Annotated in this window: 23 protein-coding genes; 11 read left to right on the top strand and 12 right to left on the bottom strand. The window is 66.9% G+C overall.

Going from position 1 to position 26,387, the window contains the following annotated elements; translation table 11 throughout:
• The first annotated feature begins 26 nt into the window (after window positions 1–26).
• The 5 genes from ppx to IFT65_RS07075 all read left to right on the top strand — a co-directional run bounded on the left by ppx (window position 27) and on the right by IFT65_RS07075 (window position 6,124).
• Complete coding sequence (gene ppx / locus IFT65_RS07095) at window positions 27–1,550, top strand: exopolyphosphatase (protein ID WP_192080895.1); 1,524 nt, start codon at window positions 27–29, stop codon at window positions 1,548–1,550.
• 586 nt (window positions 1,551–2,136) lie between these two features.
• Window positions 2,137–3,276 carry a glycosyltransferase family 1 protein gene (locus IFT65_RS07090; protein WP_188324910.1) on the top strand — a complete coding sequence of 380 codons (1,140 nt, stop codon included), beginning with the start codon at window positions 2,137–2,139 and terminating at the stop codon, window positions 3,274–3,276.
• On the top strand, window positions 3,257–3,796 hold the full coding sequence (locus IFT65_RS07085) for a phosphatase PAP2 family protein (RefSeq protein WP_192080894.1): 540 nt from the start codon (window positions 3,257–3,259) through the stop codon (window positions 3,794–3,796). The genes IFT65_RS07090 and IFT65_RS07085 overlap by 20 nt, the downstream gene beginning before the upstream one ends.
• Window positions 3,797–3,858: 62 nt before the next feature.
• Window positions 3,859–4,596, top strand: coding sequence for a UDP-2,3-diacylglucosamine diphosphatase (gene lpxH / locus IFT65_RS07080; protein ID WP_188324912.1), 738 nt, complete (start codon window positions 3,859–3,861; stop codon window positions 4,594–4,596).
• Between the two features lie 67 nt (window positions 4,597–4,663).
• Window positions 4,664–6,124 carry a DUF2235 domain-containing protein gene (locus IFT65_RS07075; protein ID WP_249405075.1) on the top strand — a complete coding sequence of 487 codons (1,461 nt, stop codon included), beginning with the start codon at window positions 4,664–4,666 and terminating at the stop codon, window positions 6,122–6,124.
• A 61-nt stretch (window positions 6,125–6,185) separates the two neighbouring features.
• Here the strand turns inward: IFT65_RS07075 and IFT65_RS07070 are convergent, their stop codons facing one another.
• The 7 genes from IFT65_RS07070 to IFT65_RS07040 form a co-directional block, all read right to left on the bottom strand.
• Window positions 6,186–7,094: a ferritin-like domain-containing protein gene (locus IFT65_RS07070; protein ID WP_342365871.1), complete on the bottom strand. Its 909-nt coding sequence runs from the start codon at window positions 7,092–7,094 to the stop codon at window positions 6,186–6,188.
• Window positions 7,095–7,096: 2 nt separating this feature from the next.
• Window positions 7,097–8,563 (bottom strand): amidophosphoribosyltransferase, encoded by a 1,467-nt coding sequence (gene purF / locus IFT65_RS07065; RefSeq protein ID WP_188324915.1) that lies wholly within the window; start codon window positions 8,561–8,563, stop codon window positions 7,097–7,099.
• A 68-nt stretch (window positions 8,564–8,631) separates the two neighbouring features.
• Complete coding sequence (locus IFT65_RS07060) at window positions 8,632–9,396, bottom strand: CvpA family protein (protein ID WP_192080892.1); 765 nt, start codon at window positions 9,394–9,396, stop codon at window positions 8,632–8,634.
• Window positions 9,397–9,436: 40 nt separating this feature from the next.
• Entirely contained in the window at window positions 9,437–10,468 is a 1,032-nt protein-coding gene (locus IFT65_RS07055) for an SPOR domain-containing protein (protein WP_192080891.1), read from the bottom strand.
• 61 nt (window positions 10,469–10,529) lie between these two features.
• Entirely contained in the window at window positions 10,530–11,831 is a 1,302-nt protein-coding gene (folC, locus tag IFT65_RS07050) for a bifunctional tetrahydrofolate synthase/dihydrofolate synthase (RefSeq protein ID WP_192080890.1), read from the bottom strand.
• 27 nt (window positions 11,832–11,858) lie between these two features.
• Complete coding sequence (locus IFT65_RS07045) at window positions 11,859–12,500, bottom strand: histidine phosphatase family protein (protein WP_192080889.1); 642 nt, start codon at window positions 12,498–12,500, stop codon at window positions 11,859–11,861.
• 152 nt (window positions 12,501–12,652) lie between these two features.
• On the bottom strand, window positions 12,653–14,815 hold the full coding sequence (locus IFT65_RS07040) for a S46 family peptidase (protein WP_192080888.1): 2,163 nt from the start codon (window positions 14,813–14,815) through the stop codon (window positions 12,653–12,655).
• Between the two features lie 178 nt (window positions 14,816–14,993).
• On the opposite strand from IFT65_RS07040, the gene tdh reads away from it, so the two are divergent.
• Entirely contained in the window at window positions 14,994–16,028 is a 1,035-nt protein-coding gene (gene tdh / locus IFT65_RS07035) for an L-threonine 3-dehydrogenase (RefSeq protein WP_188324921.1), read from the top strand.
• A gap of 114 nt (window positions 16,029–16,142) precedes the next feature.
• Here tdh and IFT65_RS07030 read toward each other — a convergent pair whose 3' ends face one another.
• Window positions 16,143–16,835, bottom strand: a complete 693-nt coding sequence (locus IFT65_RS07030; protein ID WP_188324922.1) for a TorF family putative porin — start codon at window positions 16,833–16,835, stop codon at window positions 16,143–16,145.
• A gap of 197 nt (window positions 16,836–17,032) precedes the next feature.
• On the opposite strand from IFT65_RS07030, the gene kbl reads away from it, so the two are divergent.
• On the top strand, window positions 17,033–18,235 hold the full coding sequence (gene kbl, locus IFT65_RS07025) for a glycine C-acetyltransferase (protein ID WP_188324923.1): 1,203 nt from the start codon (window positions 17,033–17,035) through the stop codon (window positions 18,233–18,235).
• Between the two features lie 88 nt (window positions 18,236–18,323).
• On the opposite strand, the gene IFT65_RS07020 is transcribed toward kbl, so the two are convergent.
• From IFT65_RS07020 to IFT65_RS07005, 4 genes are all read right to left on the bottom strand, one after another.
• A complete protein-coding gene (locus IFT65_RS07020; protein WP_192080887.1) occupies window positions 18,324–18,578 on the bottom strand; it encodes a hypothetical protein in 255 nt (84 codons plus the stop codon).
• Between the two features lie 87 nt (window positions 18,579–18,665).
• Window positions 18,666–19,478: a pseudouridine synthase gene (locus IFT65_RS07015; RefSeq protein WP_192080886.1), complete on the bottom strand. Its 813-nt coding sequence runs from the start codon at window positions 19,476–19,478 to the stop codon at window positions 18,666–18,668.
• Between the two features lie 19 nt (window positions 19,479–19,497).
• Complete coding sequence (locus IFT65_RS07010) at window positions 19,498–20,013, bottom strand: hypothetical protein (RefSeq protein WP_192080885.1); 516 nt, start codon at window positions 20,011–20,013, stop codon at window positions 19,498–19,500.
• 228 nt (window positions 20,014–20,241) lie between these two features.
• Complete coding sequence (locus tag IFT65_RS07005; protein WP_192080884.1) at window positions 20,242–21,342, bottom strand: OmpA family protein; 1,101 nt, start codon at window positions 21,340–21,342, stop codon at window positions 20,242–20,244.
• A 568-nt stretch (window positions 21,343–21,910) separates the two neighbouring features.
• Between IFT65_RS07005 and IFT65_RS07000 the strand changes: the two genes are divergently transcribed.
• The 4 genes from IFT65_RS07000 to IFT65_RS06985 all read left to right on the top strand — a co-directional run bounded on the left by IFT65_RS07000 (window position 21,911) and on the right by IFT65_RS06985 (window position 26,366).
• The gene (locus tag IFT65_RS07000; RefSeq protein ID WP_192080883.1) at window positions 21,911–22,528 is read left to right on the top strand and encodes a hypothetical protein; all 618 of its coding nucleotides are present in this window, start codon (window positions 21,911–21,913) and stop codon (window positions 22,526–22,528) included.
• A 341-nt stretch (window positions 22,529–22,869) separates the two neighbouring features.
• Complete coding sequence (locus IFT65_RS06995) at window positions 22,870–24,900, top strand: NADPH-dependent 2,4-dienoyl-CoA reductase (RefSeq protein WP_192080882.1); 2,031 nt, start codon at window positions 22,870–22,872, stop codon at window positions 24,898–24,900.
• A 303-nt stretch (window positions 24,901–25,203) separates the two neighbouring features.
• A complete protein-coding gene (locus IFT65_RS06990) occupies window positions 25,204–25,662 on the top strand; it encodes a cell wall hydrolase (protein WP_188324929.1) in 459 nt (152 codons plus the stop codon).
• Between the two features lie 92 nt (window positions 25,663–25,754).
• Entirely contained in the window at window positions 25,755–26,366 is a 612-nt protein-coding gene (locus tag IFT65_RS06985) for a glutathione S-transferase N-terminal domain-containing protein (RefSeq protein WP_192080881.1), read from the top strand.
• Window positions 26,367–26,387 lie beyond the last annotated feature (21 nt).

Genomic DNA, 26,387 nt, shown 5'->3' with positions numbered 1-26,387 from the left:
CACCCGCCTTCGGCTACTATCTGCGCATGCCGCATACCACGACTTCCCCCGCGCTCAACGATGGTGACCTGCTGGCCGCTATCGACCTTGGCTCCAACAGTTTCCACATGGTCATCGCCCGTTACACGCTGGGGCAACTGCGTGTAGTGGATCGCCTGCGCGAGACGGTGCGCATGGCCGATGGCCTGGACGGAAAGGGCGGGCTGTCCAGCGAGGCGCGCCAGCGCGCGCTGGAATGCCTGGCCCGTTTCGGCCAGCGCATCCGCGATGTACCACCGCACCGCGTGCGCGCACTGGCCACCAACACCGTGCGCCAACTGCGCTCGCCGCAGGCGTTCCTGATGCCGGCCGAGACCGCGCTGGGCCATTCCATCGAGGTGGTCAGCGGCCGCGAAGAAGCGCGCCTGATCTACCTGGGCGTGGCCCACGCGCAGCCGCCGAAAGAAGGCCAGCGCCGCCTGGTGATCGACATCGGCGGCGGCTCCACCGAGTTCATCATCGGATCCGGCATGCAGACCCTGGAGCGCGAAAGCCTGCAGGCGGGCTGCATTGCCAGCACGCGGCGTTTCTTCCCCGGTGGCAAGCTCAGCCGCAAGCGCTGGAAAGACGCGCTGGCCGAGATCGGCCGCGAGTTCCAGCCCTTTGCCAGCAAGTACCGGGCGCTGGGCTGGGACGAGGCGCTGGGATCGTCGGGTACGCACAAGGCGATCAGCGAAATCTGCGCGACGATGAAACTGAGCAAGGGCGCGATCACGGCAGAGGCCCTGCCGCAGTTGCGCGACGAACTGCTGAAGGCGAAGAAGATCGAGGACATCGTGCTGCCCGGACTGGGGGGCGATCGTCGGCCGATCATCGCCGGTGGCGTGCTGGTGCTGGAGGCGGCGTTCCAGGCGCTGGGCCTGCAGAAGCTGCTGGTCAGCAAGGCGGCGATGCGCGAAGGCATTCTGTACGACATCGTCGGCCGCGCCGGCGAGAACGATCCGCGCGATGTGTCGATCGACGCACTGACGGTGCGCTATGACATCGACGTCGCGCAGGCGGACCGCGTACAGGCCACGGCGTTGGCGTTGTTCGACCAGGTGCAGGACACCTGGAAGCTGGAAGCGGATGACGCGCGCATGCTGTCCTGGGCGGCACGCCTGCACGAGATGGGCCTGATGATCGCGCACAGCGGTTACCACACCCACGGCAGCTATCTGCTGGAAAACTCGGATATCGCCGGGTTCTCGCGCCAGGAGCAGCACATGCTGGCGGCGCTGGTGCGCACGCATCGGCGCAATGTGCCGAAGAGTGCCTTCGAGGCACTGCCCGAGCGCCTGGTGGTGCCGGCACGCCGGCTGGCCGCCCTGCTGCGGCTGGCGGTGCTGGTCAACCGCGCGCATGAGTCCACGCCGTTGCCGGCGCTGGAGCTCACCGCGGAAGAAGATCGGCTGTCACTGATCGTCCCGCAGGCCTTCATTGATCCGCGGCCCCTGCTGCGCGCCGACCTGATCGGCGAAATCGACGGCATGGCCGGACTAGGGATCCAGTTCAAGCCGTTCGTGGCCTGAGCCGGTAGCGCCGACCCATGGTCGGCGAGCGCAGCGGGCCGTTGCCGGAAACATTTCGCCGAGCACGGCTCGGCGTTACCACGTCGATTGATCCGCTGCGGCCTGAGCCGGTAGCGCCGACTCATGGTCGGCGAGCGCAGCGGGCCGTTGGCGGAAACATTCCGCCGAGCACGGCTCGGCGCTACCACGTCGATTGATCCGCTGCGGCCTGAGCCGGTAGCGCCGACCCATGGTCGGCGAGCGCAGCGGGCCGTTGCCGGAAACATTCCGCCGACCATGGGTCGGCGCTACCGCTTTTCTTCTTTTTTTATACGCGGCGGGCGGCCACGGAACCTGTCAGGGGCCGGGCGGTGGGGCTGGGCGGGGGCGTTGAGTGCCATGGATGGCACGAAACGAGGCCCGCATGGATGCGGCCCTTGCCGTCCCCCGCCCGGCCCCACCGCCCGGCCCTCCCGCAGTAGCCTTGAAACAGCCCGCCGCGAGGGGGTCCAACCCGTTCGACCCACCACCCGTCATGCGACGGTCGCAATGCGGTCACGGCAGGGACATGGCCAGCGCACAGCATGCCCACAAACGGGAGAGCCCCATGCGCTACGCGATCGTCACCGAGACCTATCCTCCGGAAGTCAACGGCGTGGCCCTGACCGTGCAGGGGCTGGAACTGGGCCTGCGCCAGGCCGGGCATGAGGTGGACCTCATCCGGCCTCGTCAGGTGGCCGACAGCGCGCCGCTGGACGGGACGTTCCTGGTGCCCGGTGCGGCCCTGCCGCGTTACCCCGGCCTGCGCTTCGGCCTGCCTGCACCGCTCCGGCTGGGGCGCCATTGGCAGGCACAGCGCCCCGATGCGATCTACATCGCCACCGAAGGCCCACTGGGCTGGTCGGCGCTGCGCTGCGCACGCCGGCTGGGCATCCCGGTCGCCACCGGCTTCCATACGCGCTTCGACGAATACCTGCCCGACTACGGCGTGGCCTGGTTGCAGGCCGCTGCGCTGCGCTGGATGCGGCGATTCCATAACCAGGCAGACGCCACCCTGGTGCCCACCCGCGAGCTGCAGGAGTTCCTCACCGGCGAAGGCTTCGAGCGGGTCCGCCTGCTGGCCCGGGCGGTGGACAGCCAGCAGTTCGATCCGGCCAAGCGCGACCCGGCGCTGCGCGAAGACTGGGGCATCGACGGTACGGGATTCGCCGCCATCTACGTGGGGCGCATCGCCGCGGAAAAGAACCTCGGCCTGGCGGTGAAGGCGTTCCGGCGCCTGCAGCAGCTGCGTCCGAAAGCGCGCTTCGTGTTCGTCGGCGACGGGCCGGCGCGTGCCAAGCTGGCCCATGAGAACCCAGATTTCCTGTTCTGCGGCGTGCAGCGCGGCGAAGCGCTGTCGCGTCACTTCGCCAGCGGTGATCTGTTTCTGTTTCCCAGCCGCAGCGAAACCTTCGGCAACGTGACGCTGGAAGCCATGGCCAGCGGCGTCGCCACGGTCGCGTTCGACTACGGTGCGGCCCGCGAGTACCTGCGCAATGGCGAGAACGGGGCCTCGGTGGACACCGACGAGCAGTTCATCGAGGCGACGCTGCGACTGGCAGGCGATGACGCACTGCGCCGCACGTTGGGCGGCCAGGCCGCACGGGACATGAAACGCCTGCATCCCCAGCACGTTGTCGCTGAGTTCGATGCCCTGCTCGCCGAACTTGCCCACGCCCGGAGGCTCCATGCGCACCACGCCGCTTGATCTGTTGCTTGGCCGCGAGACCCGCTGGTGCCGGCGGGCCAATCTTTACTGCCGCCGTCGCCGCATCCGCTCCGTGTTCGCGTCGATCAGCCGGCTGGGCGATGGCGTGTTCTGGTATGTGCTGATGGGCGCGCTGGTGCTGGTGGACGGCATGGACGGACTGCGCGCCAGTACCCATATGGCGGCGACCGGGCTGGCCGCCCTGCTGCTGTACAAGGGCCTGAAGCGCTGGACCCGGCGTCCGCGTCCGTACAAGGCCGACCTGCGCATCCGCGCATGGGTGGCGCCGCTGGACGAGTTCAGTTTTCCGTCCGGGCACACGCTGCACGCGGTGTCTTTCACCATCGTGGCGCTGGCGTACTACCCGTGGCTGGCACCGCTGCTGGTGCCGTTCACCCTGTGCGTGGCGGCATCACGCGTGGTGCTGGGACTGCACTATCCCAGCGACGTGTTGGCGGCGACCGGCATCGCCGGGCTGCTGGCGTGGGGCAGCCTGGCCTGGTTGCCGCTGTCGGTGTAGACGCACACCGGCTCCCGCGGGCATCCACTTCACGATCCAGCCACCGACGGTAGAATGACGGCATGACTACGTTGTTCATTGCCGACCTGCATCTGGATGCCAGCCGTCCGGCCATCACTGACCTGTTCCTCGCCTTCCTGCGCAAGGAGGCCATGACGGCCGACGCGCTGTACGTCCTGGGTGACCTGTTCGAGGCCTGGATCGGCGATGACACGCCCTCGCCTGCTGCGGATGCCGTGGCCATCGCGCTGAAAGCAGTGGCCGATGCCGGGGTCCCGGTCTACTTCATCCGGGGCAACCGGGACTTCCTGCTCGGCGAGGCCTATGCCGCGCGCGCGGGCATGCGGATACTGCCCGACCCCTGCGTGATCGATCTGTACGGCAAGCCCGTGCTGCTGCAGCACGGCGACCTGCTGTGCACCGATGACCTTCCCTACCAGCAGTTCCGTGCGCAGACCCGCGACCCGGCCTTCCAGGCGCAGTTCCTCGCGCAGCCGTTGGCGGCGCGCATTGCCTTCGCGCAGAAGGCGCGTGATGCGAGCCAGAGCCGTCAGTCGGAGATGAAGCAGGGTGACCGCGCGCAGTTCGAGACCGTCACCGATGTGGCGCCGGATGAAGTGCAGGCGACCTTCGTCCGCTACGGCGTGAGTACGATGATCCATGGTCACACCCACCGCCCGGCGGTGCATACGTTGGACGTGGGAGGACACCCATGCACCCGCATCGTGCTGGGTGACTGGTACGAGCAGGGCTCGGTGCTGCGCGTCACCGCGGGTGAGATGGCGCTGCAGCGCCTGTAATCCCGCTGGCGTTGAAGTTCCCTCCCGCGCGGCGCCGCGCTACTGTCGCGGTACGGAGGGGTCAATGATGAGCAACGACGGACACGCGCAGGCAGGCCTGCTGACGATCGGCCTGTTCTTCGATGGCACGCGCAACAACGCCCACAATCTTTCCCTGCGCCCCGCTGCGGCGCGTGCCCCGCCCACCGCGCTGCCGGCCAACCTGCGTGCGGATGATGCCTCGCCTTACAACAGCCGCCTCACCAGCAGCTTCGACAACGGCCTGACCAACGTCGCGCGCCTGCATGCGCTGTATCCCGATGGACGGCACGCCGATGCCATCACCCCGAGCATTGCGCTGTACACCGAAGGCACCGGTACCCGTGATGGCCAACCCGATGATCTGATCGGCCTGGCGTTCGGGGTCGGCGCGACGGGGGTGAAGGCCAAGGTCCGCCGCGCGCTGGAGACGCAGCTGCCCACGGCGCTGGCGCAGCTCGCCCGGCGCTGGACCGCACCGATGCAGGCCATCCGGGTGGACCTGTTCGGGTATTCGCGCGGCGCCGCTGCTGCACGCGATGTCGCCAACCAGATCGCGGCCTGGGACGCCGCGCACTGGCTGGGCCTGCTGCGCGAGGCCGGGCTGCGGGTGGATCCGGCGTTCGCGCTGCCGCGTCCGGTGATCGGCTTCATCGGTCTGTTCGACACCGTGGCGGCCATCCGCGGGCGGCGTACGGAGCAGCCGCCGCGCCTGTCCCTGCCCACCGGCATCGCCGGCAAGGTGCTGCAGCTCGTCGCACGCGATGAGCATCGCCACCATTTCGCCTTGACCACGGTGGCGCCGGAGCACGAAGAGCGGCTGTTGCCTGGCGTGCATGCCAACATCGGCGGCGGTTACGACCAGACTGAAGAAGGGCCGAAGCTGCTGACCCGCCCGCGCAGCGAACAGGTGCGACGGCATCCATTTGCCGAGTTCGCCACGCCGGATCTGGCGTGGCTGCAGGCCACGGCCAGCCACCAGCGCGCCGAGCAGGCGGCTGCACGGTGGCGGCAACAGCTGCAACTGGATGCACGCACGATCTGGGTGGATACCTGGCACCAGTGGCTGCGCCAGCGCCAAGCGGGCAGCCGCAGCGCCCTGCCCACGCCAACCTTGTATGTGTACTCGGCCGTTGTGCTCAAACGTCCCATCGACTGGCGCTACCAGCTGGTGGCGCTGCGCGTGATGCATGCCCGCGCGGCGGCGGCGGGCGTCCGCTGGGCGCGTTCGCCAGAGGACGTGGCGGCGTGGGCGCTGCCGACGGAACTGGACGGCATCGCCGCGACGCTGTTGCGTGGAGACCACCTGGATGCAGCACAGGAAACGCTGCTGGAACAGCGCTACGTGATGCAGTCCGCGCATTGGAACTTCGATGCGCTGGGAGACACCGCGCTGACCTATGCCGCCGATGCGGGAGTGAGCGAATTGCCGTACCGCCCGGGCCCAGGTCTGTTCTACATCAACCGGCCGACCGACGACGGCAAGCGCGTGGTGTTGCGCAACGCATGAGGCGCATACGCGGGGTGGGGGCGACGTGCGCGGCCGGCACTCCGCCGAGCGTGGCTCGGCGCTACCGGGATAGCGGGTCTGGTAGCGCCGAGCCATGCTCGGCGAGCGCAGCGGGTTTCCCGACGTGGTCGGCCTGTTCGATCAGGTTCGCCAGCTCATCCGCATCGAAGCCCGCCAACAGGCGCGCTTCGATGTTGAACGGGCCATGCAGGTAGCCGCCGGCATATTCCTGCAGCAGTTTCTTGAAGCGCGAACGCGGCTCGACGCCTTCCTTGTCGCAGTACCAGCGGTACCAGCGCGACCCCGCGGCAACATGCGCCACTTCCTCGCGCAGGATGATCTCCAGCACGTCAGCGGTCTCATCGTCACCGGCCGCACGCAGTTTTTCCATCATCAGCGGGGTGACATCCAGGCCGCGCGCTTCGAGCACGCGCGGCACCAAGGCCATGCGCGCCAAGCCGTCGTGCGCGGTCTTTTCGCACATCTGCCACAGGCCGTTGTGCGCGGGGAAATCCGCATAGTCGTGGCCATTGGCCAACAGCCGCTCGCGCAGCAGCATGAAATGCCGCGATTCGTCGTCGGCGCAGCTGACCCAGTCGGCGTGGAACGCGGCAGGCAGGCCCCGGAAGCGGTACACCGCGTCCCAGGCCAGATCGATCGCATTGAGCTCGATATGCGCGATGGCATGGATGAACGCCGCGCGCCCCGCGCTGCTGCCGAGGCGCCGACGCGGCACCTCACGCGGCAGCACCAGTTGCAGGTGCGCCGGCCGACCCGGCATGCGGATCGGCGCCGGCGGTGCCGCATCGGCAGGGACCTTCAACGCACCCCGACGAAACGCGGCGGCGTACGCTTGGGTCAGCGCGACCTTGCGCAGCGGATCGGCCTCGGCCAGGCACTGCTGCGCAGCGCGCAGCAGGTCACCGCCGACGTCGGGCACACCGGTGCCCTGCAGATCCTCCGCCGTCACGTTCAGGCGCGGCGCATGTGCTTGGCATCGTCCGAGCGCAGCTGCTGGATGCGTTCGAAGTAGCCCGGCTCGATACCGGTCGGGTAATGGCCGTTGAAGCACGAAGAATCGAAGTTCTGCAGCGCCGGGTTGCCCTCGCGCACTGCCGCTTCCATGTCTTCGATATCCTGGTAGATCAGCCAGTCGCAACCCAGGTGCGCTTCGATTTCCGCCACGCTGCGGTTGTGCGCGACCAGTTCTTCGGCGGCCGGCATGTCGATGCCGTAGATGTTCGGGTAGCGCACCGGCGGTGCCGCGCTGGCCAGGTAGACCTTGCGCGCGCCGGCATCGCGCGCCATCTGCACGATCTGCTGGCTGGTGGTGCCGCGCACGATCGAGTCATCGACCAGCAGCACCACGCGGTTGCGGAACTCCAAGTGGATCGGGTTGAGCTTGCGGCGCACGGACTTAACGCGCTCGCCCTGCCCCGGCATGATGAAGGTGCGGCCGATGTAGCGGTTCTTGATGAAGCCTTCGCGGTACTTCACGCCGAGCGTGTTGGAAATTTCCAGCGCGGCATCGCGTGAGGTATCGGGAATCGGAATGATGGTGTCGATGTCGTGATCCGGGCGCAGGCGCAGGATCTTCTCGCCCAGCTTGATGCCCATGCGCATGCGCGCCTTGTGCACCGACACGTTGTCGATCATCGAATCGGGACGAGCGAAGTACACGTACTCGAAGATGCACGGGGTGTGCTCGGCCGGCTCGGAGCAGATCTCGGAGAACAGCTCGCCGCGCGCGGTGATCACCAGCGCTTCGCCCGGCTGCACATCGCGGATGCGCTGGAAACCCAGCACGTCCAACGCGGCGGATTCGGAGGCCACGATGTACTCATCGCCTTCGGCGTGGCTGCGCTTGCCCAGCACCAGCGGACGGATGCCGTGCGGATCGCGGAAGGCCACCAGGCCCAGCCCCAGCACCACGCTGACCACGGCGTAGCCGCCCTTGCAGCGACGGTGCACGTGGGACACGGCACGGATCGCAGCTTCCGGCGTCAGCTGGCGCTGTGCATCCAGTTCGTAGGCGAACACGTTCAGCAGCACTTCGCTGTCCGAATCGGTATTGACGTTGCGGCGGTCCTGCTCGAACACCTGGCGACGCAGGTCTTCGGTATTGATCAGGTTGCCGTTGTGGGCCAATGCGATGCCATACGGCGAGTTGACGTAGAACGGTTGCGCTTCGTCCATGCCCTCCGACCCTGCCGTCGGGTACCGCACGTGGGCGATGCCGACGCGCCCTTCCAGCGTGGACATGGTGCGCGCGTCGAACACGTCGCGGACCAGGCCATTGGCCTTCTGCACACGCAGGCGGGTGCCATCGACGGTGGCGATGCCTGCCGCGTCCTGGCCACGATGCTGGAGGACGGTCAGGCCGTCATAGAGCTGCCCGGCGACGTTCTGGTTGCCGACGATTCCGACGATGCCACACATGTTGCGTTATCTCCGCTGGGCGTTGCCCATCTACAGGGATGTTGGCCGTGCCTGGCCGGGGAGCCGCCTTACGGGACAGCGGCAGGATCTGGACGCTCAGGCGCCGACTCGATGTTCGCGGGCAGTGCCGGGGCGTTCGCGGACTCGCTCGCCGCGCCCCTGGCCGGGTCCACGTTACGCGGCCATCCGCGTCCCGCCACCACCTCGCCGAGGACGCCATTATCGCCTGTCGCGGTCGGCTTTCCCAACAGGCTCTGCACAGAAGGTGACAAACCGTCCTTCGGCAGGGAAGGCAGCCCGGACGGCACCAGCCCATCCAGCGACGACGGCATCCCCTTTGGCACCATGCGCTCGAGGTTCTGCATCGGCCGGGATACGTCCGGCAGCTGCGCATCCATCCAGCCCACCACGGGCTGCAGTGCGCCACGCAGGTAGGACTGCTGCCATACCGGTTCAGCCGTGAGTGGGGTGAATGTGGCCATCAGCAGCAGTACCGCACTGATGAACCCACCGCGGACCAGGCCCAGCGCACCACCCAGCATGCGGTCGGCGCCGCCCAGCAGGGCCATCCGCAGGCCGGTGCGCAGCAGCATGCCGAGTACCGTCACCACCACCAGCACGGCCACAAAAACGGTGACGTAGCCCCCGACGAGATGGCCGTTACCGGGCGCCGCCGGGGCCGACCAGAGATGGGCGACCGGATTGCCGAACTGGAAGGCGGCCCACCCGGCCAGCAGCCAGGACAGCGTGCCCACGACGATGCCGACGAAGCCGCGCACGAACCCGAGCAAGGTGGAGATGGCGATCAGCGCAGCCAGCACGATGTCGATCATGCGATCGGGTTCCTGCAGGCGGGGCGCTGACGGTCTGTCATCAGGGGTGCGGTCTGACCATGCCGGCCACACCGATGCGGGAAGCCACCTGGGCCTTCAACTGATCGGCCTCGGCACGGCTGGCGACCGGACCGACACGTACCCGGCTGAGGGTGCCCTTGTCGGTGCGCACCTGGTCGACGATGGCACTGAACCCTGCAGCGCGCGCTTTGTCGCGCAGCGCATTGGCGTCGGCCGTCTGGGCGAAGGCACCCAACTGCACCGCGAAGCCCACACCACTGGCGGCCGGCGCGGCAGGCGCTTTCACTTCCGGTGCGGCGGCAGGCGCTGCCGCCGGCTTGGCAGCCGGCTTCGGCTCGACCTTCGCGGCTACGGCCTTGGTCTCTGCGGCAGGCGTCGGCGCCGGCTTGGGAGCGGGCGGCGGCGTCGCGGCGGAAGGAGCCGTTTCCGGCAAGGCCTGCGTCTGCACCGGATTGCCCGCCAACGGTGCGGTGGTCGCTGCGGCAGCCGGCGCCCGCGCGGCCGCCGTGGCGGCTGCCGGGCTGTCAGACGGTGCATCCAGCGTGACCACTTCAGCGCGAACATCGCTGCGGATCTTCACTGCCTGCAGGCGCGCAGACTCGGCCTGGGCGCGGTCGGCGAACGGGCCGACACGGACCCGCCAGGCCTGCTTGCCACTGATGGTCGTCTGTTCACTGAAACCCGGGAGCTTCGCGCCCTTCAGGTGCGCGATCACCGCATCGGCATCGGTTTTGCTCGCGTAGGCGCCAAAACTGACGGCAAAATCGCCCGCGGCAACGGCCGGGCTGGTATCGACGACAGGCGGCGCGCCCGTGGCCGCTTCCTGCAACGGCGCAGCGCCGCCCAGGCCACTGTTGCCACCGGTGGGGGCGGCCAGGGGCAGCTCGCGCGTTTCAAACTGCGCATTGGCAGGCGCACCGGGCACCTCCAGCGGCACGCTGTCGGCGGTGCTGTTGCGGGCAGGGCCGGTCACCAGCATCGGCAGGAAAATCACGGCGAGGGCCACCAGGACGATGGCACCGATCAAACGCTGTTTCAGGGACGTATCCACGGATGGCAGGCAACAGGTGGGAACTGCCGATGATTATACGGCCGCGCGGTGACGCGGCGTCTCAGATCGCTGAATGAGCGCGTTCGGCGTGCTCGAGCCACTGCAGCGCCTCGGCGGCGGTATGGAACGAACCGAACACCAGGATGCGATCCTGCGCACCCGCCAGCGTGGTCACCTGCTGCAGCGCATCGGCCACGCGGGGCGCCTGCGCGGCGTCGGCGGCAGCGGTGTCGGCCAAGCGCTCGGCCAGCGCGCCGGCGGATTGTCCGCGTGCGCCGTCCAGCCCGGCCAAGGTCCAGTGCGTCACCACCTCGCTCAGCGCCTGCACGACGCCGACTGCATCTTTGTCCTGCAGCGCTGCATAGACGGCAAACGTCTGTCCGGCAACAGGCATGGACGTCAGCGCGCGGGCCAGTGCGGCGGCGGCCTGCGGGTTGTGCCCCACATCCACCAGCACCGTGGCGCCGTTGTGTTCGACTGCCTGCAGGCGCCCACGGATGCGCGCTGCTGCAACGCCTTCAGCGTAGGCACTGCGCGGCAACGGCAGGCCGTCCGGGCGATCCAGCGAACGCAGGGCCGCGATGGCCGCACTGGCATTGGCCAGTTGCACGGGGCCGGCCAGCGCCGGCATTGGCAGTTGCAGACGTACCGCCACGTCGCGCCATGCCCACTGGCCGTCGTCCAGCACCTCGCTGAAATAGTCGCTGCCGGCGCGGATCGCATTGGCGCCGATCAGGTAAGCCCGCCGCAGCACGCTGGACGGGGGATCGATCTCGCCCAGCACGGCCGGCTTCCAGGCCCGCAGGATGCCGGCTTTTTCGCTGCCGATCGCCTCGCGCTCGCTGCCCAGCCATTCGGCATGGTCGATGTCCACCGTGGTGATGACGGCCACATCGGCGTCGATGAGGTTGACCGCGTCCAGCCGCCCGCCGAGCCCGACCTCCAGCACCGCCAGGTCCAGCCCGGCCTGCGCGAACAGGTGCAGCGCGGCCAGCGTGCCGTATTCGAAGTACGTCAGGGTGGTCGCGCCACGGGCTGCCTCGACGGCCGCGAAGGCCGCCACCAGCGCGTCATCGCTGACCTCTTCGCCGTCGATGCGCACGCGCTCGTTGTAGCGCAGCAGGTGCGGAGAGGTGTAGGCCCCGGTCTTCCAGCCTGCGGCACGCGCGATGGCCTCGATGAAGGCGACCGTGGAGCCCTTGCCGTTGGTGCCGCCCACGGTGATCGTGCGCGCGGCAGGTGCGCCCAGCTGCATCGCCGTGGCGACGCTGCGCACGCGCTCCAGCCCCATGTCGATGGTGGCCGGATGCTGGCGTTCAATGTAGGTCAGCCAGTCGGCGAGCGTAGTGGGCAGTGCGGTCACGGTGGGACGTCCAGTTCAGTGCAGGTATCAGAGCGCGCGGTGCTTGGCTTCGCCGAAGAACGGCGTGTGGTGGGCGCAATCGTTCATGCGGACCACCTCCAGCTGTTCGATGTCCGGCCCTTCGAGCAGGTTCAACGTGGTCGGTGCCTGGCGGAAGCTCCACAGACGGCTGATCGGCAGCCCCAGGATGCGGCACAGGATCACCCGGTTCACCGCGTCGTGCGCGACCACCAGCAGGGTGTCTTCGTCGCCAAGGCCTTCGGTGGCACGGGCCAGGCCACGCCAGCTGCGGTCCAGCACCAGGCGCAGCGACTCGCCGCCGGGCATCAGCACGGTGTCCGGCTCTTCGCGCCAGGCGCGCAGGCGCGACGGATCTTTCTCATGGATTTCGCTGGCCAGCAGGCCTTCCCACTCACCGTGGGCGATTTCCTGCAGGTCCGGCTCGGTCAGCAGCATGTCGGCACGGGCACCGAGGGCAAGCTGTGCGGTGTGCTGCGCACGCGACAGCGGCGAGGCCACCGCACGGGTGATGTCGATCGACTTCAGGCGTTCACCAAGGGCTTGTGCCTGGGCCTCACCGGTCGGCGACAACGGGATATCGATCTGGCCCTGGTAACGGCCTTCGGCGTTCCACGGCGTTTCGCCATGACGGGCAAGCAGGATGCGCATGCGGATTTGACGTCCTTGGGGGGAGGAGGTCCGACGTTCGTTCACGTCCTGTGAAAGCACGCCGGAGCGCCATGATACCTGCTCTGCTTGAATGCAGGCCGCGCGCGGCAGGCGGGCGGGCGGATCACCAGGATCCGCCGCGCCCTTCCCGGTTACTGCGCCAGGTTCAGTTCTTTCAGCAACTGCGGCGCTGGCGCCACTTCCTGCATGATCCACTGCATATAGCGGCTGTCCACGGCGATCATGCGGGTCATGATCGGATCGAACACCCAGTTCGAGCTGACCGACTCCCAGTTGCCATCGAAGGCCAGCCCGACCAGCTTGCCCTGCGCGTCCAGCACCGGCGAACCGGAGTTGCCGCCGGTGATGTCCAGGTTGGACAGGAAGTTGACCGGTACCGAGCCCAGCCGCTTGTCTTCCAGGCCGCCGTAGCGCTTGGCCTTGACCGCGTCCAGCAGGGCCTTGGGCGAGTCGAACGGGTCTTCGCCGGTTTCCTTGGCGGCTACGCCTTCCAGGGTGGTGAACGGGGTGTAGTTCACGCCGTCCTTGCCATAGCCCATCACGTTGCCGAAGGTGATGCGCAGCGACAGGTTGGCATCGGGATAGACGAACTCGCCCTGGCTCTTTTTGTAATCCGCCACGGCCTGCAGGTACAGCGGACGCGCGCTCAGCGATTCGCCTTCACGGGTCTTTTTCTGTTCTTCCTGCTTGAGCAGCGCGGGCATCACCGCCACGGCGTACTGGATGGCCGGATCGGTGCTGGACTCGAACGCGGCGCGGTCGGCCTTCAGCCACTTCAGGCGCTCATCCAGGCTGCCCAGGCGGGTGCCGCCCAGCTTGCCGACCAGCGCATTGACGGCGCTGGCATCGCTGCCGGCCAGCCACTGGTTCAACACCTCGTTGTCGCGCTGCGCCGCCGGCAGGGCCACGTACTGGCTCAGCCAGTACTGCTGCAGCTGCTGGTCCATCTTTGCTACGTAACGACGATCCATCTGGCGCACGCCGCCTTCGATGGTCGGCAGGTCGCGCTGCTGGTAACCCACTTCGCGCTCGGCATCCGGCTTGCTGCGCTCGATGGCGGTGCGGTACAGGGTGATGGCCGATCCGACGACGGAGGTGCTGTTGAACTGGTTGACGAACAGGTCACGCTCGCGGGTGCTGCGGCCGGCTTCCAGGTGTTTGATCAGCTGCGCATGCGCAGCCAGTGCCGGCTTGCCTGCGGTGCCCTGCTTCTTCAGCCACGCCAGTACCTCCGCCTCTTCGGCCTGTTTCTGGCCGGCCGCATCGATGCGCTTGAAGCCTTCCAGCTGACCGGCGTAGTTCTTCGCTACGTTGTTCATGCTGGCGGCGGTGGCGGCGTACTTCACCTTGACGTCGGCGTCGGCCTTGCCGGCATCTTCGATCAGCTTCAGCACCGCGTTGTAGTGCCGGGCGATGGTCGGGTAGGTCCAGTCGGCGGTTTCGTTGAACTCGCCGGCCAGCGCATAGCGGTTGGTGCGGCCCGGATACCCGGCCACCATCACGAAGTCATCGGCGCCCAGCGGCTGGTCGGCGAACTTCAGGAAGTGCTTGGGCTGGTACGGCACGTTGTCGGCCGCGAAGGCCGCCGGCTTGCCGTCCTTGCCGACATAGGCGCGGTAGAACGAGAAGTCACCGGTGTGGCGCGGCCACATCCAGTTGTCGATGTCGCCGCCGAACTTGCCGACGCTGCCCGGGGGCGCGTAGACCAGGCGTACATCCTTGATTTCCAGGTGGCGGAACAGCTGGTAGGTGTTGCCACCGGAGAAGCTGTACAGGCGGCAGCGGAAGCCGTCGTCGGCCTCGCACGCGGCAACCTGGGACTTGTCGAAGGCCTCCAGCGCACGGGTGCGCGCCAGGGGGTCCTTGCCGGCGGCGGCGATGGCGGCTTTGGCCTGCGCGGTGACGTCGGTGATCTGGTCCAGCACATACACGCGGGCGTTCGGGCCCGCGCTCAGCTCATCGCGGGTCGTCGGCGCATTGAAGCCGTCCTTGATGAGGTTCTTTTCGGCCGTGGAGTTCAGCTGGATGGCGCCATAGGCACAGTGGTGGTTGGTGACCACCAGGCCCTGCGGGGAGACGAAGCTGGCCGTGCAGCCCCCCAGCGCCACGACCGCGCCCATCGGGTCGCCGGTCAGGTCGGCCAACTGCTCGGCCGACAGCTTCAGCCCCGCCTTCTGCAAGGGGCCGGCGATTTCCGGCAACTGCTGCGGCACCCACATGCCTTCGGCGGCATGGGCGACCTGGACCAGGCCAAGACTGGCGACGATGGAGAAAGCGAGCAGATTCGAGCGCATGCAGCGGCCCTTGGAGGATTGAAACGTCGATTCTAGCCGCCAACCTGCCCGGCGAAGACGCCCGGAGGTCATGGGTGCCACCCCGCGGACGCCCGCCAGCCAGCCCGCGCTGCAACATGGCGCAGCGCGCGACCGCTTTATAATCCGCGCCATCTTTCCCCCTGTGAGTTCCGCCGCCATGGCACAAATGATGAAGGCGCTGGTCAAGCGCGAAGCCGCCAAGGGCATCTGGCTGGAAGAAGTGCCGGTGCCGGTGCCGGGTCCGAACGAGGTGCTGATCAAGCTAGAGAAGACCGCGATCTGCGGCACCGACCTGCACATCTACCTGTGGGACGAATGGAGCCAGCGCACCATCAAGCCCGGCCTGACCATCGGCCACGAATTCGTCGGTCGCGTCGCCGCGCTCGGCAGTGCGGTGACCGGCTATGAGATCGGCCAGCGGGTATCGGCCGAAGGCCATATCGTCTGCGGCCATTGCCGTAACTGCCGTGGTGGCCGCCCGCACCTGTGCCCCAACACCGTCGGCATCGGCGTCAACGTCAATGGCGCGTTCGCCGAGTACATGGTGATGCCGGCCAGCAACCTGTGGCCGATTCCGGACCAGATTCCGTCCGAACTGGCGGCGTTCTTCGATCCCTACGGCAACGCGGCGCACTGCGCGCTGGAATTCAACGTGATCGGCGAGGACGTGCTGATCACCGGCGCCGGCCCGATCGGCATCATCGCCGCCGGTATCTGCAAGCACATCGGCGCACGCAACGTGGTGGTGACCGACGTCAACGATTTCCGCCTGAAACTGGCCGCCGACATGGGCGCTACGCGCGTGGTGAACGTGGCCAACCAGTCGCTGAAGGACGTGATGAAGGACCTGCACATGGAGGGCTTCGATGTCGGCCTGGAAATGAGCGGCAACCCGCGCGCGTTCAACGACATGCTGGACTGCATGTACCACGGCGGCAAGATCGCCATGCTGGGCATCATGCCGCGCGGCGCAGGCTGCGACTGGGACAAGATCATCTTCAAGGGCCTGACCGTGCAGGGCATCTACGGCCGCAAGATGTATGAGACCTGGTACAAGATGACCCAGCTGGTGCTGTCCGGCTTCCCGCTGGGCAAGGTGCTGACCCACCAGCTGCCGATCGATGACTTCCAGAAGGGCTTCGACCTGATGGAAGAAGGCAAGGCCGGCAAGGTCGTGCTCAGCTGGAACTGATCGGACGCGCGAAGCGCGCCGATCACCTCAGCCGCATGAAAAAAGGCGCCCGCAAGGGCGCCTTTTTCGTTGTGCATGACGTTCGCTGCAGCTGCGCCCGCAGGCGCCGCGTGCTTACTTCCCGATGGCGACCGTGAACACCACGCGGTTGTCGGCCAGGTCGCCGTTGTTGTCGCGGCCTGCACCGTCGGTGCCGTGATACCCCAGGCCCAGGTTGAACAGGCCGAACTGGCGGCTGACGCCGATGTTGAAATCGGTGTAGTCCTTGCCGTAATTGGTTTCAAGCGAGGTGCGGCCGACATTGGCGGCCAGGGTGACGTCCTGCGGCAGCGCCCACTCACCGCCCACGGCGTAGTACCAGCTCTTGGTGTCCGAACCCGACAGGTCGTTGGTATAGGCCACGGTGAGCTTGTACTGCTCGGCGAAGGTGGTGGTGGTGATCAGCTCGTTGTAGTTGAGCTCGCTGGCACCGGGATAGGTGTAGCGGTTGAACAGCACATCGAAATTGACGTTGTCCGATACATCCAGACCATACCCGATCAGGAAGTCGACCTCGGTGCTCGGGTCGCCCGGCCCGAAGTCCACACCCGACCCCCACACACCGGCATAGAGACCGACCGGGCTGGTGTAGGTGAAACCTGCCTGCAGCGTCGGGTCTTCATCCGTCTGCGAAACGCCACGGAAGACGTAATCGGACACGGCGGTGACGTTCCAGCTGTAGGGCGATTCAGCTTCCTGGGCGCTGGCGGCGAATGAGGCGAGGGACAGGGCGGCAGCAGCGGCAAGACAACGAACGGCGTGCTTCATGGGCGTCTCCGGGGGGGCGATGGCGGGAGGAGGGACATGGGGCGTGGCGCGGACCAGTGGTGGGAAAACAACCGGTTCACGGTTTTTTAACCTGTTTGATATTGCAACGCAACACGTGCGTGATCCAGCCCCGGCCGCCGTTACCGGGGCGACGCAGGTAAAATCCCGGTTTTCCTGTGTTGAGCCGCGCCGCTGCCATGACTGAATCTTCGTCCGACCTGACCCGCCACTACACCGACGAACTGGATGCCATCCGCGCGCAGGGCCTGTTCAAGTCCGAGCGCATCATCACCAGTCCGCAGTCGGCGGAGATCACCCTGGCCGACGGCCGCACGGTGCTGAACTTCTGCGCGAACAATTATCTGGGCCTGGCCGACCACCCCGACCTGATCCAGGCCGCGAAAGACGCGCTGGACAGCCACGGGTTCGGCATGGCCTCGGTGCGTTTCATCTGCGGCACCCAGGATCTGCACAAGCAGCTGGAAGCGCAGATCGCCGGTTTCTTCGGCAAGCAGGACACGATCCTGTATGCCGCGTGCTTCGACGCCAACGGCGGCCTGTTCGAGCCACTGCTCGGCGAACATGACGCGATCATCTCCGACAGCCTGAACCACGCTTCGATCATCGATGGCGTGCGCCTGTGCAAGGCCAAGCGCTTCCGCTATGCCAACTGCGACATGGCCGACCTGGAAGCCCAGCTGCAGGCCGCTGACGCTGCGGGCTGCCGCACCAAACTGATCACCACCGATGGCGTGTTCTCGATGGACGGCTTCATCGCGCCGCTCGACGAGATCACCGCACTGGCACAGAAGTACGGCGCGCTGGTGCACATCGACGAATGCCATGCGACCGGTTTCCTGGGCAAGACCGGCCGCGGCTCCGCCGAGGTCAAGGGCGTGCTGGACAAGATCGACATCATCACCGGCACGCTGGGCAAGGCCATGGGCGGCGCACTGGGTGGTTTCACCACCGCCCGGGCCGAAGTGATTGAACTGCTGCGCCAGCGCTCGCGCCCGTATCTGTTCTCCAACTCGCTGCCACCGCACGTGGTCGCCGCCGGCATCAAAGCCTTCGACATGCTGGCCGCCGCCGATGACCTGCGCGAGACCTTGGTGAGCAACACCACCTATTTCCGCGAGCAGATGGTCGCTGCCGGATTCGACGTGAAGCCGGGCGTGCATCCGATCAGCCCGGTGATGCTGTACGACGCACCGCTTGCGCAGAAATTCGCCGAGCGCCTGCTGGAAGAAGGCATCTACGCGATCGGATTCTTCTTCCCGGTGGTGCCCAAAGGCCAAGCGCGCATCCGCACGCAGATCAGTGCCGCCCACACCCGCGCACACCTTGATCGTGCCATCGACGCCTTCACCCGCATCGGCCGCGAACTCGGCGTGATCTGACCCGACAAAAAGGGGACGGAGGGGATTAAGTCGTTTTCGGCCTGCGTTGCAGCCGAAAACGACTTAATCCCCTCCGTCCCCTTTTTTTTTACCTGGAGATCCGGATGCCGTTGGCTTTCATCCAGGCGTCGAAGTCGTCGGCGGACAGGGTCTTTTCGCCGTCGGTCATGGTGAAACGGTAGCTGCCGCGGGCGTCCAGGTCGGGCACGGTGATGGTCACCACGTCGTCAGTCGTCAGGTCCGGCGCTTTGACCAGCTCTTTCTTGCTGCTGCACGCGGCCAGCAGGCCCAGGGGCAGCAGCAGCGCGGCGGTTCGAATCAGCGGGGTGCGGTGGCGGTTCATGCGGTGACTCCTGTTGCAGGGTATGCGAATAGCCGGGCGCCCCCCTGCGCCCGATACGGGGCCGACGTCGCGCGCCGGCCGCGGGTCTCAGCCCGGAACCACGACGGCCTCCAGTTGCCGCCGATCTTCTTGCTGCAGTTGTCGCCACTGGCCTTTGGGCAGGTCGCCGAGCACCAGCCCGCCGATGCCGGTCCGCACCAGCCGCAGCACCTGCAGGTCAAACGCCGCCAGCAGGCGACGGATATGCCGATTGCGCCCTTCTTCGAGCACCACTTCCAGCCAGGCCGTCTTCTCTCCCGTGCGCAGCACCTGCACCGCGCGCGCGGCCAGGAACTCGCCGTCGTCTTCGATGCCTGCACAGAACGCCGCCAGCATCGACGCATCGGGAATGCCATCGACCTGCACGTGATAGGTCTTGTCGGGGCCGGTGGCCGGATCCATCAGGGCGGCAGCCCACTGCGGGTCATTGCTGAAAAGCAGCAGGCCCTCGCTGGCCTTGTCCAGCCGCCCGACCGGGGCCAGCCACGGCAGGCCGGCGCCATCGAAGCAGCGATACACCGTGTCGCGCCCCTGCTCGTCCTGGGCGGTCGTGACCAGCCCACGCGGCTTGTTGAGCATGAGGTAGATGCGCGGCGCGGCATCCAGCGGCTGGCCGTCCACCTTGACGTGGTGGCGGCCGGCAAGGATCGGAAACTCCGGGTCATGGACCACGCGTCCATCCACGCTCACACGGCCGGCGGCGATCCAGCGCGCGGCCTCGGTGCGTGAGCACACACCGGCCTTGGACAGCACACGCGCCAACCCATGGCGCACGCCGCCTGTAGTGGCAGCGGAGGTCGCACGCCCACGCGGTGCGTGGGTGCGGGCAGCGGGGGTGGCAGGCGGGCGTCGTGGCCGCATGTCCTGCTCCCCTCCGTGCTTACTTCTTGTCGACCGGCTTGGTCTCGGCAGCCGCTTCCACCGGAGCAACCGGGGCAACGGCCGTGGCAGCAGCCGCACGCGGCTTGACCACGCGCACACCGCGCGACTTCATCCAGGCGTCGAACTCATCGGCGGTCATCCGCTTGCCGTTCTGGCTCATGTCAAAGCGCCAGGGCGTGTTGTCGAACTCGGTCTGCGGCTTGTAAGCCGCCGGATCGTTCGGCTTCACTGCCGGCGCGCTCGGCATGGCGTTGGCGACGTTCTGGCAGCCTTCGATGCGCAGGCGCTGCAGCACACTGTCCAGCGACTGGGTCTGTTCGTAGGTGCTGGTCAGCACGCCAGCGGGCATGCCCAGCTGCGAACTACGGGTAAACAGCTCGCTGGCCACCGGCGCGATGGCCGTGGCAGGCAGCGGCAGGGGCGCCGCGCTGGCACCGATCGAGCAATCGACGGCGGCATGGGCAGCGGGAACCAGGGCCAGCGCCAGGACGGCGGCCGATGCAGTGCGCAGCATGAGGAGCATCCAGAAAGGAGGTAAGTGCGCCGAGTTTAACAGCGACACAACGGCTTTCAAGATCCTACATTCAATGAATACGGCAACTTGTTGGTTTTTTTGCGGTTTTCTGACGAATGGTGTGCAGGAGCCAGCGCAGGCGAACCGACCTGCCGCTGCGGACCCCACAAACAAAAAGACCCGGCCGAAGCCGGGTCCTGCTGTGTCTTGCCGGTGAAGCGTCAGAACTTAGTTCTGGACGTTCAGCTCGGTACGACGGTTCTTCGCACGGCCTTCCGGGTTGTCCGAACCATCAGCATTGGTGTTCGGAGCAATCGGGCGGCTCTCGCCATAACCGATCGGGCCGGTCAGACGCGACGCCGAGACGCCGTTCGAGGTCAGGTAGTTGTACACAGCGGTAGCACGACGCTCGGACAGCTTCTGGTTGTACGCGTCGGTACCCTTGGAGTCGGTGTGACCAGCGACTTCAACACGCAGATCCGGGTAACGGGTCAGGATCTGCGAGGCTTCGCTCAGGATCGCAACCGCGTCAGGACGCAGGTTGGCCTTATCGAAGTCGAAGTTCACGCCCTTCAGATCGATGGAGACCGGCACCGGGCAACCGTCCGGACCGATGGTCTGGCCAGGCTGCGAATCCGGGCACTTGTCGTCGCAGTTGTTGACGCCGTCACCGTCGTCATCCAGGTCGGCGCAGCTCGGAGCAACCGGGGCCGGAGCCACGACTGCAGCGACCGGAGCCGGTCCCAGCGGAATCACGACGCCGACCGAAGCCAGCACGTCGCCGAACCAGTCTTCCGACGGAGCAGCGGTGCTCTTGTCGTCGAAGTCAGCGCGGTAAGCCACTTCGGCACGCACGGCAACGCGCTTGTCGAAGGTGGTCTGCAGGCCGACACCGGCCTTGGCGGCGAAGTTGCCGTCCTTACGCTCGTTCGGACCGTTCGCGCTGGTGGCAGCCGACTCTTCTTCCGACTTCTGGTAGCCCAGGCCGAACAGCAGGTACGGGTTCCAGCCACGGCCTTCCTGGATGAAGTGGCGACGCAGGTCGACGGACGCGCCGTACTGCGACCAGTTCAGGTCCTGGTTGGCATCGAAGTTCGGGTTCTGGTAGTTCAGCTCACCGTCGAGCGACCAGTTCGGGCTGATGAACTTGCCCAGGCCCAGGGTCACGAACGGAGCATCGTTGGTGGTGCGGTCGCTGTCCTGGAAGTTGAAGCCAGCCGAACCGGTCAGGTACCAGCGGTCGTCAAATTCCTGGCCGGACTGTGCGGATGCAGCCTGGGCGAAAGCCAGGCCGCCCAGCAGCGCGGCGGTAAGAATCTTCTTGTTCATTGAGTACAGCTCCTATATCGGGGGTATGAAACCGGTAGAGGCATGGGCCAGCACTACGACAGCCGATTCAGCACGCCACCGCCGCGAACATTATGCTCAGGCGAGTGAAGGTCATGTTAACAGTCCCGTAACATGTGAAACCGGGTGCCGGGCCTCTACCGGACCGGCGGTTGCACCCTATACAGGATCATGAAAAACCGCAACAGGCAGGCAGGGCAAGGGTTTTCCCGAGCTTCAGGGTTGCAGCGGGAGATTCTGCCATCCCAGAATGTCAAGCGTTCAGCGCGCAGGCGGTGCGGTGAGGAACTTTATCGCGCGCGCGCAGCTGAACCGTGTTGCGGTACTGATCACGTCCAATCGACGCGCCAGTTCACATTTGTCAGGCGCGCTGCGTCCCGTTCTGCGATGCGTTTTTCCTTGGATTTCCGCCGCGTGCACGCGCCAGGCCGCTCCAGCCGATGCGGCGGCGGCCGGTCGGACGCTGTCTCGTCATATTCGCCACTGTCTGTATCTGTTGCTGCATGAGGGCAGCGCCTATTGTCGCTACAGCCCTCCGGATACGGTCCCCATGCCCTCCTCTCTTCTGATGCGCTTGATCCAACTCGTGCTCGGCCTGTTTCTGTATGGCATCGGCATCGCACTGATGGTGCGTGCCGGCATCGGGGTGGCGCCGTGGGATGTCCTCTCACAAGGCATCGCCGCACATTCACCGCTGACGTTTGGCCTGGCGACCAACGTGATCGGTGCCGTGGTGCTGGTGCTGTGGTGGCCGCTCAGGCAGAAGCCCGGAGTGGGCACGGTCCTCAACGTGCTGCTGATCGGCCCTTCCGCACAGGTGGGCCTGTGGCTCCTGCCCCCTGTGGACACGCTGTGGCTGCAGCTGCCTCTTTTCCTGTCCGGTCTGCTGCTCGTAGCCATCGCCACTGGTTTCTACATCGGCGCGCGGCTGGGGCCCGGCCCTCGCGATGGCCTGATGACAGGACTCCACACGCGTACCGGCTGGCCGATCTGGCAGGTGCGCAGCCTGATTGAAGGCAGCGCCCTGCTGTTGGGATGGCTGCTGGGCGGCGATGTCGGGGTGGGCACACTGGCGTTCGCGCTGCTGGTCGGCCCCCTGTGCGGCGTAACCCTGCGATGGTTCGGCATCGGCCGACCGCTGCCCGCCGCCGCCGCCGCATCACGATAGAGCCGACTTCAGTCGGCTGCGGTTTGAACGGCAGCCGACTGAAGTCGGCTCTACCCTGCCCTCTACCCGCACGTGATGCGGCAACGCATGACATAGCCCACCCACCCGCACGTGATGCGGCAACGCATGACATAGCCCACCCATCCGCACGTGATGCGGCATCGCATGACACCAGCCCACCCACCCGCACGCGATGCGGTATCGCAGGGGCACCCTCCCTCGCGCAGGCGATCCAGCATCGCAGGCACACCCCGCCCTCCCGCAGGCGATGCGGCGTCGCATCTTGCTACCTGCGACGTTTCCCGGCACGCTGACTGCTTCCGTACGCAAGCGTATCCACGATGACGCCAGCCAGCGACAGCGCCTATCCCCACCTGTTCACCCCGCTCGACCTGGGCTTCACCCAGCTGCGCAACCGGGTCTTGATGGGATCCATGCATACCGGGCTCGAAGACCGCGCGCGCGATTTCCCGCGCCTGGCCGCCTATTTCGCCGAACGGGCCGAAGGGGGTGTGGGCCTGATCGTCACCGGCGGCTTTGCGCCGAACGTGGTCGGTTGGTTGAAGCCGTTCGGCGGCAAACTGTCTTGGCCATGGGAAGTGCGCCCGCATCGCCAGCTCACGGCGGCCGCCCACCAGCATGGTGCGAAGATCTGCCTGCAGTTGTTGCATGCGGGTCGCTATGCCTATCACCCGCTCTCGGTTGCACCGTCGAAGCTCAAGGCACCGATCAATCCGTTCACCCCGCGTGCCCTGTCTGCGCGTGGCGTGGAGCGCCATATCGGCGACTACGCGAACAGCGCGCGGCTGGCACGTGAGGCCGGTTATGACGGCGTGGAAGTGATGGGGTCGGAGGGCTACCTCATCAACGAATTCATCGCCCCGCGCACCAATGCGCGTACCGATCAATGGGGCGGCGATGCCCGCCAGCGCATGCGCTTCGCCGTGGAAATCGTGCGCCGCATCCGCGAAGCCTGTGGGCCCGACTTCATCATCATCTATCGTTTGTCGCTGGTTGATCTGGTGACCGACGGCAGCGACTGGGAGGAGATCGTCCTGCAGGCAAAAGCCATCGAGGCGGCCGGCGCGACGATCATCAATTCGGGCATCGGCTGGCACGAGGCGCGCATCCCCACCATCGCGACATCAGTACCGCGCGGCGCGTTCGCCGGGGTGACCGCCAAGCTCAAGCCGCACGTAAGCGTTCCGGTGGTCGCCAGCAACCGCATCAACATGCCCGACGTGGCCGAGCGCATCCTCGCCGGCGGTGGGGCCGACCTGGTGTCGCTGGCGCGGCCGCTGTTGGCCGATCCGCAGTGGGCGAACAAGGCCCGCGCCGGACGTCCGGATCGCATCAACACCTGCATCGCCTGCAACCAGGCGTGCCTGGACCATGTCTTCGAGAACAAGCTGGCCAGCTGCCTGGTGAACCCTCGCGCCGCGCACGAAACCGAACTGGTCTATCGCCCCACCACGAGCCCGAAAAAGGTGGCCGTGGTCGGTGCCGGCCCCGCCGGCCTGGCCTGCGCCACGGTGGCGGCCGAGCGCGGCCACCGTGTCACGCTGTTCGATGCGGGCGACGAGATCGGCGGCCAGTTCAACGTCGCCAAGCGCATCCCGGGCAAGGAAGAGTTCCACGAGACCCTGCGCTACTTCCGCAACCGGCTGGACGAAACCGGCGTCGAGGTGCGGCTGGGCACCCGGGCCGATGCCGCCCAACTGGCCGGCTTCGACGAGATCGTGCTGGCCACCGGCATCACCCCGCGCCGGGTCGACTTCCCGGGGGCCGACCACGCCAAGGTGGTGGACTACCTGGACGTGGTGCTCGGCCGCGTCACGGTGGGCCCGCGCGCGGCGATCATCGGCGCCGGTGGCATCGGCTTCGACGTGGGCGAGTTCCTCAGCCATGCCGGCCCGTCGCCGGCGCTGGACGTCGAGCGCTGGATGACCGAATGGGGGGTGGATGCGATGTACGAATCCCGTGGTGCGCTGTCCCGCCCGCATCCCGAACCGTCACCGCGCAAGCTGTGGCTGCTGCAGCGCAGCCCAGGCCGACCGGGTGCGCGGCTGGGCAAGACCACCGGCTGGATCCATCGCGCCACGCTGAAGGCCAAGGGCGTGACGATGCTGGGCGGCGTCGAATACCTGGGCGTCGACGATGCAGGGTTGAACATCCGCTTCGAGGGCGTGGAACAGCGGCTGGACGTCGACCATGTCGTCATCTGTGCTGGCCAGGAATCGAACCGCACCCTGCTGGATTCCTTGACGGCCGCGGGCATCCGCACACACGTCATCGGCGGTGCGGATGTGGCGGCAGAGCTGGATGCCAAGCGTGCGATAGATCAGGGCAGTCGCCTCGCAGCGGCACTATAGAAAACTGAATAGGGGCATCCGTGAAGCTGTTCCGGCACTGCCCCGAACCTGAATGTCAACCGGCGCGGTTCAGGACGCGTTGGGAAATACCCCCTTACCTTGCGCCAACTTTCCCGCTCACCACCCAGTTCCGGTGAGCAGGTGCGGCCCCCCGGATCGATTCATCGATCTTCTCGCTTGGGGCTGCCCACGGGGCGACCCCGATGGTTGCCTCCCCATGACGCCAAGTCGCGCCTTCGCCCCTCCCCCGGCCCCCATGCCGGCGGACATGGCAGGTGCGGCCCACACGGAGCAAGGAGTGATATGAAACTGGCCTGGATTCTCTGGCTGTCGCAGTTGTTGCCGCAGCCGGCCGCCGATTCGTTGTGCCTGAGCACGACGGTGTACCTGGAAGCACGCGACCAGACCGTTCGCGGACAGCAGGCCGTTGCCGAGGTTGCCCTGCGCCGCCGTGACAGCGGGCTGTGGGGCGATTCGATGTGCCAGGTGGTGACCGCGCGCAAGCAGTTCGCCCCGACCATCGTCGCGCCCGGCACGCAGTTGGCCAACGACGCGGCATGGCGGGAAGCCATGACGGTCGCCTTCGATGCTGAACGCAACTGGGCCCTGCCGCTGAACCAGCGCAAGGAAATCGTGCCCGGTGCGAGCCATTTCGCGGCGCTGTCCATCGCCAGCCCGAGCTGGCGCAACGCCTACCAGGTGGCAACGATCGGCGACCACACCTTCTATAAGGTGCAGAGTCTGAAGCCGCGCTCGTCGTAACAGACTGTTGCCCCCGCGCGCCATTGCTCCGCGCGCCGGGCTCCGCGATAGTGACGGCCCCAGAGCCATCACCCCCCGTGCGGAGACCTTCCATGAAGCTGTACAGCAAGCCAGGCGCCTGTTCCACCGCTGACCACATCGCGCTGCGCTGGACCGGCCAGCCGTTCGAGGTCGAGCTGCTGACGCGGGAAACCCTGAAGGGCGCGGAGTTCCTGAAGATCAATCCCGCCGGCTCCGTGCCCGCGCTGGTCGATGGTGATTTCGTGCTGACCCAGAATGCGGCCATCCTGGGATACATCGCCGATACGCATCCGCAGGCGGGTCTGGCGGGCGATGGCAGCCCGCGCCAGCGCGCCGAAGCCACCCGCTGGCTGGCTTTCGTCAACTCGGATCTGCATCCGGCGTTCAAGCCGCTGTTCGCGCCCGCCGCCTTCATCGCCGACGAAGGGCAGAAAGGCGCGCTGGCCGATGCCGCGCACAAGCGCCTGCGCAGCCTGTTCGAACAGGCCGACCGACAGTTGGCCGACAAGCCCTGGCTGGCCGGCTTCCGCAGCTACGCTGACCCCTACTTCTACATCACCCTGCGCTGGGCTTCCGGCCTGAAGGTGGATCTGTCCGGCCTGGACAACCTGGCGGCGTACACCACGCGCATGGAAGCCGACAGCGGCGTGCAGGCCGCGCTGAACGCCGAAGGCCTCTCGTAAGGCACCGCGCCGGGCCCGCGA

The sequence above is a fragment of the Stenotrophomonas sp. CFBP 13725 genome (genome assembly GCF_014841935.1).
GTDB lineage: Bacteria > Pseudomonadota > Gammaproteobacteria > Xanthomonadales > Xanthomonadaceae > Stenotrophomonas.
Note: the sequence above shows the minus strand (reverse complement) of the source record. Positions and strands in the feature narration are given on the sequence as shown.

What these genes read in the sequence shown, in the direction of transcription:
- ppx (WP_192080895.1), top strand. Translation starts at nt 27, where the DNA reads ATGCCGCATACCACGACTTCCCCCGCGCTCAACGATGGTGACCTGCTG.
- IFT65_RS07090 (WP_188324910.1), top strand. Translation starts at nt 2,137, where the DNA reads ATGCGCTACGCGATCGTCACCGAGACCTATCCTCCGGAAGTCAACGGC.
- IFT65_RS07085 (WP_192080894.1), top strand. Translation starts at nt 3,257, where the DNA reads ATGCGCACCACGCCGCTTGATCTGTTGCTTGGCCGCGAGACCCGCTGG.
- lpxH (WP_188324912.1), top strand. Translation starts at nt 3,859, where the DNA reads ATGACTACGTTGTTCATTGCCGACCTGCATCTGGATGCCAGCCGTCCG.
- IFT65_RS07075 (WP_249405075.1), top strand. Translation starts at nt 4,664, where the DNA reads ATGAGCAACGACGGACACGCGCAGGCAGGCCTGCTGACGATCGGCCTG.
- purF (WP_188324915.1), bottom strand. Translation starts at nt 8,563, where the DNA reads ATGTGTGGCATCGTCGGAATCGTCGGCAACCAGAACGTCGCCGGGCAG.
- IFT65_RS07060 (WP_192080892.1), bottom strand. Translation starts at nt 9,396, where the DNA reads ATGATCGACATCGTGCTGGCTGCGCTGATCGCCATCTCCACCTTGCTC.
- IFT65_RS07045 (WP_192080889.1), bottom strand. Translation starts at nt 12,500, where the DNA reads ATGCGCATCCTGCTTGCCCGTCATGGCGAAACGCCGTGGAACGCCGAA.
- IFT65_RS07040 (WP_192080888.1), bottom strand. Translation starts at nt 14,815, where the DNA reads ATGCGCTCGAATCTGCTCGCTTTCTCCATCGTCGCCAGTCTTGGCCTG.
- tdh (WP_188324921.1), top strand. Translation starts at nt 14,994, where the DNA reads ATGGCACAAATGATGAAGGCGCTGGTCAAGCGCGAAGCCGCCAAGGGC.
- IFT65_RS07030 (WP_188324922.1), bottom strand. Translation starts at nt 16,835, where the DNA reads ATGAAGCACGCCGTTCGTTGTCTTGCCGCTGCTGCCGCCCTGTCCCTC.
- kbl (WP_188324923.1), top strand. Translation starts at nt 17,033, where the DNA reads ATGACTGAATCTTCGTCCGACCTGACCCGCCACTACACCGACGAACTG.
- IFT65_RS07020 (WP_192080887.1), bottom strand. Translation starts at nt 18,578, where the DNA reads ATGAACCGCCACCGCACCCCGCTGATTCGAACCGCCGCGCTGCTGCTG.
- IFT65_RS07015 (WP_192080886.1), bottom strand. Translation starts at nt 19,478, where the DNA reads ATGCGGCCACGACGCCCGCCTGCCACCCCCGCTGCCCGCACCCACGCA.
- IFT65_RS07010 (WP_192080885.1), bottom strand. Translation starts at nt 20,013, where the DNA reads ATGCTGCGCACTGCATCGGCCGCCGTCCTGGCGCTGGCCCTGGTTCCC.
- IFT65_RS07005 (WP_192080884.1), bottom strand. Translation starts at nt 21,342, where the DNA reads ATGAACAAGAAGATTCTTACCGCCGCGCTGCTGGGCGGCCTGGCTTTC.
- IFT65_RS07000 (WP_192080883.1), top strand. Translation starts at nt 21,911, where the DNA reads ATGCCCTCCTCTCTTCTGATGCGCTTGATCCAACTCGTGCTCGGCCTG.
- IFT65_RS06995 (WP_192080882.1), top strand. Translation starts at nt 22,870, where the DNA reads ATGACGCCAGCCAGCGACAGCGCCTATCCCCACCTGTTCACCCCGCTC.
- IFT65_RS06990 (WP_188324929.1), top strand. Translation starts at nt 25,204, where the DNA reads ATGAAACTGGCCTGGATTCTCTGGCTGTCGCAGTTGTTGCCGCAGCCG.
- IFT65_RS06985 (WP_192080881.1), top strand. Translation starts at nt 25,755, where the DNA reads ATGAAGCTGTACAGCAAGCCAGGCGCCTGTTCCACCGCTGACCACATC.